Below are 13,634 nucleotides of genomic sequence, written 5' to 3'. Positions count from 1 at the left end.
GGTTGCCGGGGCTTAGTGGAATTCGCGCTGTACAGCTTGCAGCGGGCCTGGCTCGTAGTGGCGCAGGCAGAAATCCATATGCTCGGTCAGTACGTGGCGCAGGTCGGATGGCATGACGATCTGGGAAATCGATCCCAGGCTCAGCGCCTCGTCGGGGTTCATCAGCTCCTGTTCATAGCGCTGGGCCAGCAGGATTTCCTCGGCTTTCACCCAGTCACCCACCAGCTTCTCCGCGGCGGCGCGGGCGGCGATCTCGTCCAGGCCGGCAGCCTGCTGGGCCTGGGTCTCGGCTTCAATTTTGGATTTCACCTCGCCACGGATGTTTTTCAGCTCGTCCTTGTAGACGTATTCCACGCCGGCGGGGCCCATCACCGCCACCCGGGTGGTGGGCAGCGCCACGACAAAATCCGCACCGGTGGGATAGTTATTGTAAGAGGCATAGGCGCCGCCAAAGGCGTTGCGCACCAGCACCAGAAAGCGCGGCGTGCGCAGGTCGACAATGGCGTCCAGCATTGCCCGGCCGGCCTGGACGATACCGCGACCTTCCTGCTCCCTCCCGGGAAGGAACCCGGTCGTGTCCTCGAGGAAGATGATGGGTATGTTGTAGAGGTTACAGAAGCGAATAAAGCGAGCGTTCTTATAGGCGGCATCGATATCGATCTGGCCGGAAGCCACCGCGGAATTGTTGGCGACGAAGCCAATGACATTACCGCCCATTCTGCCCAGTGCGGTAATGGTGTTGCGGGCCCGCTCGGACTGGATCTCCAGGAAATCGCCGTGGTCACACAGTTGCTGGATGAGAATGGTGATATCCAGCGGTGTGTTGAACCCGGTGGGTGAGTTGAAGGCTTTTTTCAGCAGGATATCGATATCCCAGGTTTTGCGGTCCACCGGGTCCGATGAGGGCTGGAACGGCGCCAGTTCGCTGTTGCTGGAGGGCAGGTAGTTCAACAGGGCGCGGACCTTGCGCAGGGCCGCGACTTCATCCGGGACCACGAAGTCGGTGACGCCGGTCTGGCTGTGCACACCCGGGCCGCCCAATTCATCGGGGGTGACGTCCTCCCCGAGCACCGACTTGACCACCCCGGGACCGGTGAGCCCGAAAAACGTCTCGTTGGGCTGGATCAGGAAAGACCCCTGACGTGGCAGGTAGGAGCCGCCGCCGGCATTAAACCCGAACATACACATGATGCTGGGCACCACCCCGGAAATTTTGCGCAACGCGGTAAACGCGTCAGCGTAGCCGTCAAGACCGCCAACGCCAGCGGGAATGTAAGCGCCCGCGGAGTCGTTCATACCCACAACGGGAATCTTGCGCTTGGCAGCCAGCTCAAACAGGCGGGCCAGTTTCTCGCCATTGGTAGCATCCATGGAACCGGCGCGGACGGTAAAATCGTGTCCGTAAATCGCCACATCGCGACCGTTCACCTTGATCAGGGCGGTGACCAGCGACGCGCCATCCAGGTTAGGGCCCCAGTTCTGGTAGAGCACAGTGGGCTCGTCATCGGCCAGGCACTGGATCCGCTCCCACACCGTCATACGGTTTTTCTGGTGCTGGCGCTGGATGTTTTTCACGCCTGCGGCAGAATAGGGACGCTGCTGCAGATCCCACCCGTGTTTCAGGGCTTTCTCGTAAAGACCCGGTTCAGAAGCAATTTGTCCGGGAACGCGAAATTCCTGTTCATCCTTCTCTGCAAACGGATTTTCCAGGGTGGCGATCGGGTGTTGGCTGCTATTGGTTGTCATAGTCTTCGATCCAAAATCGGCCCAGGGGCCAGGGAGAGCTTGCGGGACCTTCTATGAGGTTTACTGGCAAGACAGGACAATCAGGCTCGCGGCCGCACCGCTCACCTGCCAGAAATTCGGCGTGTAACGATAAAACCCGCCCTATTTAATGTCAAACGCTGGCACTCGTAAATCCATGTTTTCACTGCAATTAGTTGCCAGATCAACGCTTTTGGGAACAATAGTTTACAATAGCGACCTGAATAACAGACTCTAGCGCCCAGCGGGCTCTTTGTGGTCAACGTCAACATGTGTCAGTGGCCGCCGAGGCGTATGAACAAAACCGTAACCCTGGAAGAACTCCCCTATTGCCCGGACAGCTGCGAGTTGTTCGAGACGATCAGGGATCTCCCCGGCGCGGCGTTCCTGGATTCCAGCTATCCCCACGCCCGCAGCGGTCGTTACGACATCCTCTGCGCGGAGCCGGCTACACCACCAGCGCCACCCGACATCCGGGCCGGTAATCCGTCCTGGCTGGCGTATTTTGACGAGTTGGCCCGCTTTCACCGGGAACATTACGGTGACGTGCAACCCGCCTCCCAGGACATCCCGTTTTGTGGCGGGCTGCTGGGGGTGCTCGGCTATGACTGCGGTAACCCGCTGAACCGGGTGCAGGACACCCCGGCTCCCACATGCCATTCAGGGGCAGCACTGGGCGCTTACGACTGGGCTGTGGTCCAGGACCATTTACTGCAGCGCGCAGTACTGGTGGCACAGCCGTCGGTCAGCCCGGCACGGCGTGCCGAACTCCTTTCCCGGGTTCGTGCCCGTAACAGTACCAGCGCAGCGAATTTCAGCCTGTGCGCCAATTTCAGTTCCAACTTCAGCGAACAACAGTACCAACAGGCATTCGAGGCCATCCAGGCCTACATCCATGCCGGCGACTGTTACCAGGTCAACCTGGCCCAGCGTTTCAGCGCCAGGTACCGGGGCAGTCCGTGGCAGGCGTACCGACAGCTGCGCGCGGTGGCGGCCGCTCCCTTCTCGGCCTACCTGGCTTCAGGAAACGGCGACGCGGTAATCAGCCTGTCACCCGAGCGCTTTCTCGCCCTGCACGGGCACCATGTCCTGACCGCCCCCATCAAAGGTACTCGCCCCCGCTACCAGGACAGCGCCGCAGACCAATTGGCCGCCGACGAATTACGCCGTTCCAGCAAGGATCGCGCCGAGAACCTGATGATCGTGGACTTGCTGCGCAATGATCTGGGCCGCAGTTGCGTCCCCGGTTCCATTCACGTCGACGCACTGTTTGAAGTCCAGAGCTTTCCCACCGTGCACCACCTGGTCAGCACCATCAGCGGTGAACTGATGCCGGAGCGCAGCGCCTACGAACTGCTGCGCGACAGTTTTCCAGGCGGTTCCATTACCGGCGCGCCCAAGCGTCGTGCCATGGAGATCATCGCTGAACTGGAGCCTCACGCCCGCGAGGCCTATTGCGGCAGCGTGATGTACATCAGCGCAGACGGTCGTATGGACAGTAATGTCGCCATCCGGACCCTGCTCTGCACCGATGGCGAAGTGCGCTGCTGGGGCGGCGGCGGCATCGTCGCGGATTCGCAGTGGCGGCAGGAATACCAGGAGACCTTCGACAAGGTAGGGAAGTTCCTGAATTTGCTGGAAGGCATGGATTCTACTTGAGCGGTCAGGGGCGCCCGGCCAGGGGCGCCCGGCCAGGAGCCGGGATTTACCCTGCAAAACGACCACAAGCTGCACTGCATTTTCGTGCCGCTGCGGAACTCGCCAGGGGTTGCTGGGCGCAACCCCTAAGCAGGCTCAGACAGTCCTCGCGGAAAGCCCCCGAAAACTCCGCTTCGCAAACAGCGGTGGCCTGATTGTTTTTCAGGGTAAATCCCGGCCCCTGACCTGATCCATGACATGACCTGATGAGCTGGCCATAGCCGCTTATTCAGCAAAACATTCAAAGTGTCAGCGGACGGTTCGAGGCTTCAACAAACGCTTGCTTGAGTTCAGCGTGGTCGTTTACCGAGCGAAACTGCGGAAACTCATCGATCACGTTCTGCGGCGCATGAATCAGTATGCCCACGTCGGCCTCACCGAGCATGGTCGTGTCATTGTAGGAATCCCCGGCGGCAATCACCCGGTAGTTGAGACTGTGGAACGCCTTGACGGAAGCGCGTTTGGGGTCCTCCTGGCGGAGTTTGTAATCCACCACCCTGCCCGCCTCGTCGGTCACCAGGCGATGGCAGAACAGGGTCGGCCAGCCGAGCTGGCGCATCAGCGGCGCCGAGAATTCGTAGAAAGTATCGGACAGGATAATTACCTGGAAACGCTCACGCAGCCAGTTGACGAGATCGATGGCGCCGGGCAGTGGTTCCAGTGTGGCAATCACCTCCTGGATGTCGTCGATCTTCAGCCCGTGTTGATCGAGGATGGCCAGGCGCTGTTTCATCAGCACGTTGTAATCGGGAATATCACGGGTGGTTGCCCGCAGCTCTTCTATGCCGGTTTTTTCGGCAAACGCAATCCAGATTTCAGGAACCAGAACACCTTCAAGGTCGAGACAGGCCAACTCCACGGGAAACTCCTAGGGGGGGATAATCGAGCGCCACAATCTAAGGCTTTGCGCCGGGAGGCACAAGACCGCGCCGGCAAATAATCAGTAGACGGGCAGTTCCAGGCCGGAAAACAACTCTTCCAATTCGGCCTTGGTGTGGCGCTGGAAGGCTTCCTGGACCAGATCGTGGGTCAGGTGCGGGGCGAAATCCTCGATGAACTCGTACATATAGCCGCGCAGGAATGTACCTCGCCGGCAGCCTATGCGGGTGACGCTGCTGGCGAACAGGTGGCTGGCATCCAGCGCTATCAGGTCGGGGTCCACCTCGGGGTCATGGGCCATGGCAGCGACAATACCGATACCCAGGCCAAGGCGTACGTAGGTTTTGATGACGTCGGCGTCGGCGGCGGTAAAGACGACCCTCGGGGTCAGGCCTTTTTCGACAAAGGCCTCGTCCAGCTTGGAACGCCCGGTGAAGCCGAATACGTAGGTCACAATGGGATGCGCCGCCACATCCTCCAGGCTCAGGGTCGATACCTGGGTCAGGGGGTGGTCCCTGGGCACCAGGATGCAGCGGTTCCAGCGGTAACAGGGCATCATGATGAGGTCGGAAAAAAGTTCCAATGCCTCGGTGGCGATGGCGAAATCCACGGTACCGTCCGCGGCCATCTCCGATATCTGCATGGGCGTTCCCTGGTGCATATGCAGCGCCACGTCCGGGTAACGCTCGATAAAAGCGCTAATCGTCGCCGGCAGGGCATAGCGGGCCTGGGTATGGGTAGTGGCAATAGAAAGGGTGCCCTTTCGTTCGTTGGAGTATTCCTGGGCGACCTGCTTGATACTCTCGACCTTGCGCAGTACCTCTCCGGCCGCCTCCAGGATTGCCTCGCCTGCGGGGGTCACATGAGTGAGGTGCTTGCCACTGCGCGCAAACACCTCCACGCCCAACTCGTCTTCCAGCAGGCGGATCTGCTTGCTGATCCCGGGTTGCGACGTATAGAGACTCTGGGCGGTTGCGGAGACATTGAGGTCGTGATGGGCCACTTCCCAGATGTACCGTAGCTGCTGCAGCTTCATCCTCTCCTCCGCAACCCCAGGGTCAGATTGCCAGGGCCTTATAAAGAATAGCCATTAACCGGAGAATTTGCCAAATTAAAAAGGAATAACCCGATCCAGCCGGGAGGGTCAGGAGTTAGCCACACCGTGGGGCACGTGCCCGGTTGCAATATGGGGGCTGGCGGACTCGCAATGGGTCTGCTGGTCATCAAAAAAGACGTCCGCCTGGTAGGCCCGAAGAAACTCGGTCTTGTTGAGACCGCCGAGGAAAATGGACTCGTCAATGCGAATGTTCCAGGCGCGCAGGGTGCGGATCACCCGTTCGTGGGCGGGGGCCGAACGGGCGGTGACCAGGGCGGTCCGGATAGGGGCTTCAGTTGCCGGAAAGGCCTGCTGGAGCCGGTGCAGCGCTGCCAGGAAAGGCTTGAATGGGCCGCCCGCCAGTGGTTGGTGGGCAGCCGCCTTTTCGCTGGCGGAAAAGGCCTCCAGTCCTTCGCTCTTGTAGACACGCTCAGCCTCATCAGAAAACACCACCGCATCGCCGTCGAAGGCAAAGCGCAGTTGCTCATTACCGGTGTCCTGGCGGGTGCCCGATATCAGGGTAGCGGCAGCCACACCGCAATCCAGCGCGTTGCGCACGTCGTCGGCCTCACTGGACAAAAACAGGTGGCAGCCAAACGCGTTGATATAACGCCACGGGCTTTCACCCCCACAGAATGCCGCGCGACTGATGTCCAGGTGATAGTGCTCAATGGAGTTGAAGACCCGCAGGCCGGTATCGGCACTGTTACGGGACAGCAACACCACCTCCACCTGCTGTTCGCCGCCAAGCAGTTGATTGATGCCCAGCAGCTTGTGCACCAGCGGGAACGCCTCTCCGGGTTCCAGGGGCTGGTCTTCGTGAGCCACCTGGTAATCTGAATAGGCCTGCAGGCCCTGGCTCTCAAACACCTGATGACTCTCGTCCAGGTTGAACAGGGCCCGGGAGGAAATGGCAATAACCAGCTTGTCGTCGAGCTTTTCGGGCATTCACCGAGCATACCCAGTTGCGTGCGACGATGGAAGCGCCCTAACTGACCTTGAGCATGCCGCGCTCTTCCAACTCCATCATCAGCAGCTGTTTGATGAGGAACTCCCGGGTGGTCTCCGGGTGTTCAAGGTGCACACGCTCCAGGAAAGGTCTGGCGGCTTCTTCATCGCCGCGGTGCAGCAATGCCTTGAAGGCGGAGCTGATGAAGTGGGCCGGCTCGTCACTGAGGGCCTTGATCCGGCGCAGGCTGGCGGCGAGGGCAAGTTCACTGTCGGTCAGTTCGGTGCCGAACGGATAGTCCGGTAACAACTGATTGGCAACCGCGGATTTGAGTGCCCGGGCAAGCTTCTCCGGCGTATTATGCCGGGCACTGAACGGCACGCTGTAGTCCTGGGGCAACTTGCCGTGACGCTTGGCGTACTCCAGCAGTTGGGGCTGGAACCGGGAGTCAGCAATGTTGATCATCCGCCGGATAACCTCGGCATCGGACTGACCCCGCAGGTCGGCCACGCCGTACTCGGTAACGATCACGTCCCGAAGATGTTTGGGAATCGTGGTGTATCCGTAAAACGGCACAATATTGGACTGCAGCTGCTTGCCCTCTCCGCGAGTGGCACGGATGCAGAGCACCGAGCGGGCGCCGGGAAGATCGTGGGCCATGGCGACAAAATTATATTGCCCGCCTACTCCGCTGATTACCGTCCCGTCCTCGAGGGCATCGGATGCCACCGCGCCATTGAGTGCGGCTATCATCCCGGTATTGATAAACCGGGCGCGGCGCCGTTGAGCACAGTACAGGGGATAATCCAGCAACAACTGGTTGGTGCGCTGGACGCCGGTCATGCAGATACGTTCATGGCCCTGCTCGTCCAGCTCCCGTAACTTGCGATAGAAGTCCCGGGGGCCGAGAAAGAAACCCCCGTGCAACACCCTGCCATGGCGCAGGGCCTTTCCGGATTGTGCCTGCAGCAGGGCGTCACGGGTGGCCGTATCGTCAAGATCGTTGGCGAGCGACTGCCCACCGAGGATCAGGCCGGACTCAGTCAGCGCCAGGTCTCCGGGCAGGATGCCCCAGTAGGCCAATCGTTGCAGGGAGGCCTGGTCCAGTTGACGCGGAATCAGGCCTGACTCACGACCGTAGTCCCACAGCCTGGCATCCACAACTGCATCGATCCGTCCCTCGTTGAGGCCCGACTGTAGTGACAGGTCATCGTAAACCCGTCGCTTGACCACATCCTGCTCTATCAGGTGCATCATGCCATTGACGAACATCTCGGTGGAGACGTAAAGCCCCTCGTTGAATTCGCCCAGGTCCCTGCTCGTCGGGAGTTTTTCGTTGCTGATAGCATTTACCAGCTGTCGGTAGGCTGCGTTATTCCGATGACGCAATATGCAGGCATGGGCTACCGCGTCCCCCAGTGAGCCAATACCGATTTGCAGCGTTCCACCGTCCTCGATCAGGCTGCTGGCATGCAGCGCAGTCGCATAGTCGCGCAACGGAACGGCCGCATTAGGGACTGCAAACAGGGTCTTGTCGTAGTCGGCGTTGTCGACAATCCAGTCGAAATTCTCTGGATCCGTTTCGGCATCGTGCTCCATAAACGGCAAGTGGGAATGGACCTGGGCGGCAAAATACACTTTGGAGGACAGGTTTACCCGGCGCTGCAGGATTTCCGGACTGATATCGGGATTACAGGAAAAACTGAGCCGGCGCTGGTCTCCCTCACCCTCACTGGCCACCATCTGCAGCATGACGTTAATCCCCGCGGCGAGCATGTCGCGGGCGATATGGGTGTAATTGCTGGAAATATAGTTCTGTTGCGCGACACGGTGGTTCTTCATTGAACCGGCCTTGAAATAAAGCTCGCTCAGCTGCACGTTGGCCGGCATCTCGCCACGCTTGAACGGGGCCAGAAACGCCAGTTCCTCGTAATCGCCGAAAATTCGCTCCATGATGGGTCCGGCGAGGCCTTCTTCGATGTGACTTCCGGGGCGTGGAACCTCCAGACAGAGTGCGGTGTAAATATGCAGCGACAGCGCCGGGTCCGCGGCGACCCGCTGGTACAGGGCGTTGAGCAGTTGCACCGGTTTCCCCAGCCCAAGGGGAGCGCCCACCCTGATGTCAGGTCCCACGGCCTCGATTATGCGATCAACGCAGATTTCAACACTGGAAAGAACTTCCGTCACCGATTACCCCCGTCGCCCCGCCCGTGCGGGACACTCATCAAAACTGGCATCTAATCACAGAGCACCATGACGACCATTGACGCGGGACAAGGCCCGGACAATCAGTGCACGGTACTGCGGTCGGCAAAATAGTCACGGCTGATCTTGAACACCAGTGGTGCCAGCAGGATAAGCGCCACCAGGTTGGGGATGGCCATAAAGGCATTCAGGGTATCGGCGACCAGCCAGACCATATCCAGCTGGACAACCGTGCCCACGGGTATGGCCAGCACCCAGAGTACCCGGAACGGGAGCACGCCCCTGGCACCCACCAGAAACACCACACAGCGCTCCCCGTAAAACGACCAGCCGATCATGGTAGTGAATGCAAACAGGCACAATCCAAGGGTGACGATGTACTGACCGCCGGGAAAGGCATTGCCAAAGGCCATTGATGTCAGGCTGGCGCCACTGACCCCACTCGGTATGACATCCATGATCACGATGACGAGGCCGGTCATGGTGCAGACCACCAGCGTGTCGATGAAGGTCCCCAGCATGGCAATCATGCCCTGCTGCACCGGCTGGTCCGTTCTGGCAGCGGCGTGGGCAATGGGCGCACTCCCCAGACCCGCTTCGTTGGAGAATATTCCCCGGGCAACACCAAAGCGCAGGGCCGCCCACACGGTCGCCCCGGCGAAGCCACCGGCGGCGGCCGACCCGTTCATGGCGCTGTCGACAATGGTCATTATGGCGCCGGGAACGGCGCTGGCATTGAGCAGGATAACCAGCAGGCTCAGCAGGATATAACTCAGGGCCATCATGGGGACCAGGAAACTCGCGACCGTGGCGATTCGCCTGATGCCTCCCAGCACCACGGCGCCCACCAGCACCATCAGGATCAGACCGGTTGCCAGGGGCGGCACTGAAAATGAGTCATTGAGTGCCTGGGAAACCGAGTTGGACTGCACCGTGTTGGCAATGCCAAAGCCGGCCAGTGAGCCGAACAGGGCGAAGGCGTAGGCCAGCCAGTGCCAGCGTTTATGCAGACCGTTGCGGATATAGTACATCGGACCACCGCTGTAGTTGCCTTTTTCGTCCTGCTCGCGGTAGGTCACGGCGCATACCGCTTCGGCATACTTGGTCGCCATGCCTACCAGCGCGGTAATCCACATCCAGAACAGCGCTCCGGGGCCGCCGAGGGCAACGGCGGTTGCCACCCCGGCAATATTCCCGGTGCCAATGGTCGCCGACAGGGAGGTCATCAGCGCGCTGAAGGGTGAGATATCCCCGCTCCCCTCGCCCTTGCGTCCCTGCAGCAACAAGCGCAGCGCAAGCGGAATCTTGCGCACGGTCATAAACCTGAGGCCCAGGCTGAGATAGAGTCCGGTGCCCAAGAGCAATGCCAGCATCACGGGGCCCCAGGCCCAGCTGTTGATCGTGGAAATCACTTCACTCATTCGGTCATCCCTGATTGTTATCGTTGCAAGAGCTGGAAATACTAGCAGTTGAAGCCGCTACTTTGGGGAAACACACCAAAAATTCCACCGGTGTGTATAAATACAATGTCGCGACAGCCCTCAAACCTGCCGGCGGCGATCTCGGCAACCAGCCCGGCAAAGGCTTTGCCGGTGTACACAGGGTCCAGCAGCACCCCTTCCAGGCGGCACAGCTCTGCAATCAGTGCGAACACCTCCGGCGACGCCTTGGCGTAGCCAGCGCCCACGTAACCGTCCAGCACCCGGGTGTCGGGTTCTACCCGGGGCACACCCGGATAGCGCTGGCGCCAGTCAGCTGCGTCCGCCGCCACTTTGTCGAGGAAATAGCGCTCGTCATCACAGACATTGATACCCCACACGGTGACCGGTAGCTGGTGCAGCGCCGCCCCCAGAGTCAGCCCGGCCTGGGTACCGCCTGAGCCTGTCGCACACACTACATGGGCAAGGTCAATACCGGCGGCCCGCAGGTCTCGACCCAGTTCCTCTGCCCCGGCAATGTATCCCCATACCCCGATGCCGTCACTGCCACCGGTGGGAACGGCGAGCGCCCGGTGTCCCTGTTCCGCGTAATGGGCCTGCCAGTGGCTGAACAAGCCGTCGAGGTTTTCAACATACTCACGCACCGGGTAACAACTCACCCGGGCACCGGCAAGCTGATCCAGCAGCAGGTTACCCTCTGCCGGTGCGTCGCTGCTGCCGCGCAGTAACAGGTGCACCCCGAGGCCCAGTTGGGCGCCAGCGAAGGCTGTCGCCCGGCAGTGATTGGACTGGATGCCGCCACAGGTAATGAGTGTGTCATAACCGTTGTCGATGGCGTGGGCGGTAATGTACTCGAGTTTGCGAACCTTGTTGCCGCTCAGGGCGCAACCGGTGAGGTCGTCCCGCTTGATCCACAGACGATGGCCACCGCCCCAGCGAGCGCTGGCGCGGTCAAGTAATTGTAACGGGGTGGGCGTGCGGGCCAGGTCGACTTTGCGCGGGTATGCGAGCTTTGCGCCTGGCACGACTGATTAACCGATGGACTTCAGGGTGCCCTTGGGCAGTACCGCATGAAGATGGACACGCTGGAACTTCATGTCCACGTTATTGGCGACGTTGAGCACCATGTAATTGTCGTCGAGTGCTGTCACCTTGCCGAGAATACCGGAGCTGGTAACCACCTCGTCGCCCTTGTTGAGCGCTGCGACCATGGCCGCGTGTTCCTTCTGGCGCTTGCGTTGAGGGCGAATGGCGATGAAGTAAAACAGCACGAAAAGCAGCACCAGGAAACCGATCTGGAACAGTTCTCCCCCCTGGGGAGCCTGGCCGCTGGCCTGGGCGTGTGCGCTGGCAATAAACAAACTCATAAATAACACCTTGTTGCGAATGCCCCTGGGGGCGTGAAAAACGCGATAAATGTACAGGGTTTCACTGCCCCGGGCAATTGTGTCGGTCAGCCCGGGCGGTGATTTCCCGCTCGTAATCCATGATCTGCGGTGCATGGTCGGAAAAGCGCCGGTCTGTATATCTGTCTGCCGCCAGCGCTTCATCATGCAGTCGGGGGGTGATCACCCGGAACTGCAGGCGCCGCCGTTGACGTTCAAATTACCAGCCTGTAGGGACCGTTCGGCACGAATAATCGTGCCGCCCCCACGCTTTAGGGTTAAAATTCTCCGCAGATTGAAAAGCGGTACGACTGCCTGCCGCCGCGGGATAGCCAATGAGGGGCTTGTGAAAAAGAACGTCGCTGATTCCAACCGGGAGATCGCCTATCGACTCTCCAACAACCTCCCCCGACTACTGCGCGAGTTTTCCCGTGACTACGAGCGCCGCATATTCAATCAGCTCGCGGGTCGGGGCCACCCCCGGATCCGACCCGCTCACAGCCAGGTATTTGCCAACCTCGGCCTGGGATCAGTCCGGGTCAGCGAGCTGGCCGAACGGGCCCAGATTACCCAGCAGGCCATGGGCAAAATGCTCAAGGAGCTGGAACAAATGGGCTACATTGACCGCGGTGTGGATGACAGCGACAAGCGCGCGCGGGAAATCCGCCTGACCGACCAGGGGGTCAAGCTGGCGGCTGACAGCCTCGCTGCCGTGGACGAGGCGCGCACTCACTACGAGGAAAAGATCGGCGCAGAAGAATTACAGGCACTGGAGGAACGGCTGCGCCAGGCGGTGGACCAACTGCAACTGGAATACCTGCCGGAATCGTGGACCAACAACCGGTAACAGCGCTTACAGCCGGTATACCCAGCCTATCCCAAAGGTATCAAAGTCATTACCGATGCGGGTGATCACACCCGTATTGGCATTGAGTTTAATCAGGTGTTTACCTCCCAGCGGCCGGGTCCAGGTGATTCCCCAACGCGAATTGTCCTGGCGGTCATCCTGGCGAACCCCATTTTTGGTGGTACGCCCGCCGGTAAAATAATTACCGTCGAGCGAGAGCCAACCGCGGCTGAAGTTGTATATGAGGTGGACGCTGGTCGAATACAGCGGATCCTGCTCGACATGAATCCCGTTGAAAAAATTGTCGTTGTCCTCGTAGAAAGTCGCCCCCAGATGCAGCTCCCACTGCCAGTTGCCACGGCGCCGGGACATACCGATGACCGGCTTGACCTGCCAGCGATTGGACCCGGCATTGATCAGGTGTTCCGAATTATAGGTACCCCAGGGGGCAGTGACCGCCACCGAGGCGCCGATCACCATACCCTCCTGCCAGCGGGCAAAATCCTTGAGTTCAGTAGCCGGAGCACCGTAGAAGTTCCAGGTCAGCTTGAACTTCGGGTCCAGGTATTCGCAACGGCGACCTTCCACGTATTCCCCCTGGAAGATGCCCCAGCCTTCGTAACAGCTGCGCGCCACGACCATATCGGCCTTGGCCGAATCGCCCGCGAGGGAAAATGAACGGGAAACGGCCGCTGCGAGCACATCGATAGTGAGCTCTGCCTTTTCCAGCGGTGAGGAACCCGGGGGGGCCAGTTCGCCCTCGGAGCGCACCAGTCCGACGGAGACGAAGGTTTGACTGACAGGTACGTTGTTAAAGCTGCGGGGTTCCAGTTCCTGGGCCGTGGCAGGCAGCGACAACCCGGCAAATCCGCAAAGAAAAGCCAGCCCCGCACCTTTCAACCGGGAATCAGCCATTTACAGGTCCATAAAATCCGGTGCGTTGAACACCCAGCTCTTTACTTCTTCGCGACGACTGATGCGCCATCCCGCCGGGGTGCGTCGATATTCATCCACATACCACAGCCCCATCAGGATAGTCTGCCGATTGCCATCGGGCATGGCCATGACCATGGGATTGAAACACATCACCCTCCCCGTGCCGCTATCACCACCGACGCTGACCTGTACATTGGCGTTCAGGTGCTGGCTGGCCGGAAACAGTTCTTCGGTCAGGGAGGCCTTGAGAAAGGCCAGGGTCTCATCCACATTGCCGACGCTACCGCCCATCGCGCTGTAGTCGATGTGGGCGTCCCCGGTAAACACATCGCTGCGCAGTCGCTCAAGCTGCCTGCTGTCGACCAGGTCGGCGTAATGGAAGACCAGGTCCTGGATCTCCAGCCGATCCGACAATTCCTGTTGTGAAAGCATAGTG

General features: G+C 60.0%; 13 protein-coding genes. 2 read left to right on the top strand and 11 right to left on the bottom strand.

The features are described from left to right. Positions 1-12: 12 nt before the first annotated feature. Entirely contained in the window at positions 13-1,746 is a 1,734-nt protein-coding gene (locus tag E2F43_RS10055) for an acyl-CoA carboxylase subunit beta (RefSeq protein ID WP_133212206.1), read from the bottom strand. A gap of 312 nt (positions 1,747-2,058) precedes the next feature. On the opposite strand from E2F43_RS10055, the gene pabB reads away from it, so the two are divergent. After that, positions 2,059-3,423 carry an aminodeoxychorismate synthase component I gene (gene pabB, locus E2F43_RS10050; RefSeq protein WP_133212204.1) on the top strand — a complete coding sequence of 455 codons (1,365 nt, stop codon included), beginning with the start codon at positions 2,059-2,061 and terminating at the stop codon, positions 3,421-3,423. Positions 3,424-3,703: 280 nt separating this feature from the next. On the opposite strand, the gene thrH is transcribed toward pabB, so the two are convergent. The 8 genes from thrH to E2F43_RS19045 form a co-directional block, all read right to left on the bottom strand. Next, positions 3,704-4,321: a bifunctional phosphoserine phosphatase/homoserine phosphotransferase ThrH gene (gene thrH, locus E2F43_RS10045; protein ID WP_133212202.1), complete on the bottom strand. Its 618-nt coding sequence runs from the start codon at positions 4,319-4,321 to the stop codon at positions 3,704-3,706. An 81-nt stretch (positions 4,322-4,402) separates the two neighbouring features. Then, positions 4,403-5,377 carry an HTH-type transcriptional regulator CysB gene (gene cysB / locus E2F43_RS10040; protein ID WP_133212200.1) on the bottom strand — a complete coding sequence of 325 codons (975 nt, stop codon included), beginning with the start codon at positions 5,375-5,377 and terminating at the stop codon, positions 4,403-4,405. Between the two features lie 108 nt (positions 5,378-5,485). Next, entirely contained in the window at positions 5,486-6,385 is a 900-nt protein-coding gene (locus E2F43_RS10035) for a 5'-nucleotidase (protein ID WP_133212198.1), read from the bottom strand. A gap of 40 nt (positions 6,386-6,425) precedes the next feature. After that, entirely contained in the window at positions 6,426-8,573 is a 2,148-nt protein-coding gene (locus tag E2F43_RS10030; protein ID WP_133212196.1) for an acetyl-CoA hydrolase/transferase C-terminal domain-containing protein, read from the bottom strand. Between the two features lie 101 nt (positions 8,574-8,674). After that, positions 8,675-10,012 (bottom strand): alanine/glycine:cation symporter family protein, encoded by a 1,338-nt coding sequence (locus tag E2F43_RS10025; RefSeq protein ID WP_133212194.1) that lies wholly within the window; start codon positions 10,010-10,012, stop codon positions 8,675-8,677. Between the two features lie 41 nt (positions 10,013-10,053). After that, positions 10,054-11,055, bottom strand: a complete 1,002-nt coding sequence (locus tag E2F43_RS10020) for a 1-aminocyclopropane-1-carboxylate deaminase/D-cysteine desulfhydrase (protein WP_133212192.1) — start codon at positions 11,053-11,055, stop codon at positions 10,054-10,056. Positions 11,056-11,061: 6 nt separating this feature from the next. Continuing rightward, positions 11,062-11,397 (bottom strand): preprotein translocase subunit YajC, encoded by a 336-nt coding sequence (yajC, locus tag E2F43_RS10015; RefSeq protein ID WP_133212190.1) that lies wholly within the window; start codon positions 11,395-11,397, stop codon positions 11,062-11,064. 61 nt (positions 11,398-11,458) lie between these two features. Next, entirely contained in the window at positions 11,459-11,602 is a 144-nt protein-coding gene (locus E2F43_RS19045; protein WP_165954265.1) for a hypothetical protein, read from the bottom strand. A gap of 159 nt (positions 11,603-11,761) precedes the next feature. On the opposite strand from E2F43_RS19045, the gene E2F43_RS10010 reads away from it, so the two are divergent. Beyond that, positions 11,762-12,262 (top strand): MarR family winged helix-turn-helix transcriptional regulator, encoded by a 501-nt coding sequence (locus E2F43_RS10010; RefSeq protein ID WP_165954264.1) that lies wholly within the window; start codon positions 11,762-11,764, stop codon positions 12,260-12,262. 6 nt (positions 12,263-12,268) lie between these two features. Here E2F43_RS10010 and E2F43_RS10005 read toward each other — a convergent pair whose 3' ends face one another. After that, the gene (locus E2F43_RS10005) at positions 12,269-13,177 is read right to left on the bottom strand and encodes a transporter (protein ID WP_238946841.1); all 909 of its coding nucleotides are present in this window, start codon (positions 13,175-13,177) and stop codon (positions 12,269-12,271) included. Continuing rightward, a complete protein-coding gene (locus E2F43_RS10000) occupies positions 13,178-13,630 on the bottom strand; it encodes a nuclear transport factor 2 family protein (protein WP_133212186.1) in 453 nt (150 codons plus the stop codon). Positions 13,631-13,634: the final 4 nt, after the last annotated feature.

Origin of the sequence: Seongchinamella unica (assembly GCF_004354085.1) — a bacterium.
GTDB lineage: Bacteria > Pseudomonadota > Gammaproteobacteria > Pseudomonadales > Halieaceae > Halioglobus > Halioglobus unicus.
The sequence above is the reverse complement of the archived record's forward strand: the minus strand, read 5'-3'. Positions and strand labels throughout refer to the sequence as shown.

Bases quoted from the DNA above. Each gene is read 5' to 3' on its own strand.
- E2F43_RS10055 (WP_133212206.1), bottom strand. From the start codon at position 1,746: ATGACAACCAATAGCAGCCAACACCCGATCGCCACCCTGGAAAATCCG.
- pabB (WP_133212204.1), top strand. From the start codon at position 2,059: ATGAACAAAACCGTAACCCTGGAAGAACTCCCCTATTGCCCGGACAGC.
- cysB (WP_133212200.1), bottom strand. From the start codon at position 5,377: ATGAAGCTGCAGCAGCTACGGTACATCTGGGAAGTGGCCCATCACGAC.
- E2F43_RS10035 (WP_133212198.1), bottom strand. From the start codon at position 6,385: ATGCCCGAAAAGCTCGACGACAAGCTGGTTATTGCCATTTCCTCCCGG.
- E2F43_RS10025 (WP_133212194.1), bottom strand. From the start codon at position 10,012: ATGAGTGAAGTGATTTCCACGATCAACAGCTGGGCCTGGGGCCCCGTG.
- yajC (WP_133212190.1), bottom strand. From the start codon at position 11,397: ATGAGTTTGTTTATTGCCAGCGCACACGCCCAGGCCAGCGGCCAGGCT.
- E2F43_RS10005 (WP_238946841.1), bottom strand. From the start codon at position 13,177: ATGGCTGATTCCCGGTTGAAAGGTGCGGGGCTGGCTTTTCTTTGCGGA.
- E2F43_RS10000 (WP_133212186.1), bottom strand. From the start codon at position 13,630: ATGCTTTCACAACAGGAATTGTCGGATCGGCTGGAGATCCAGGACCTG.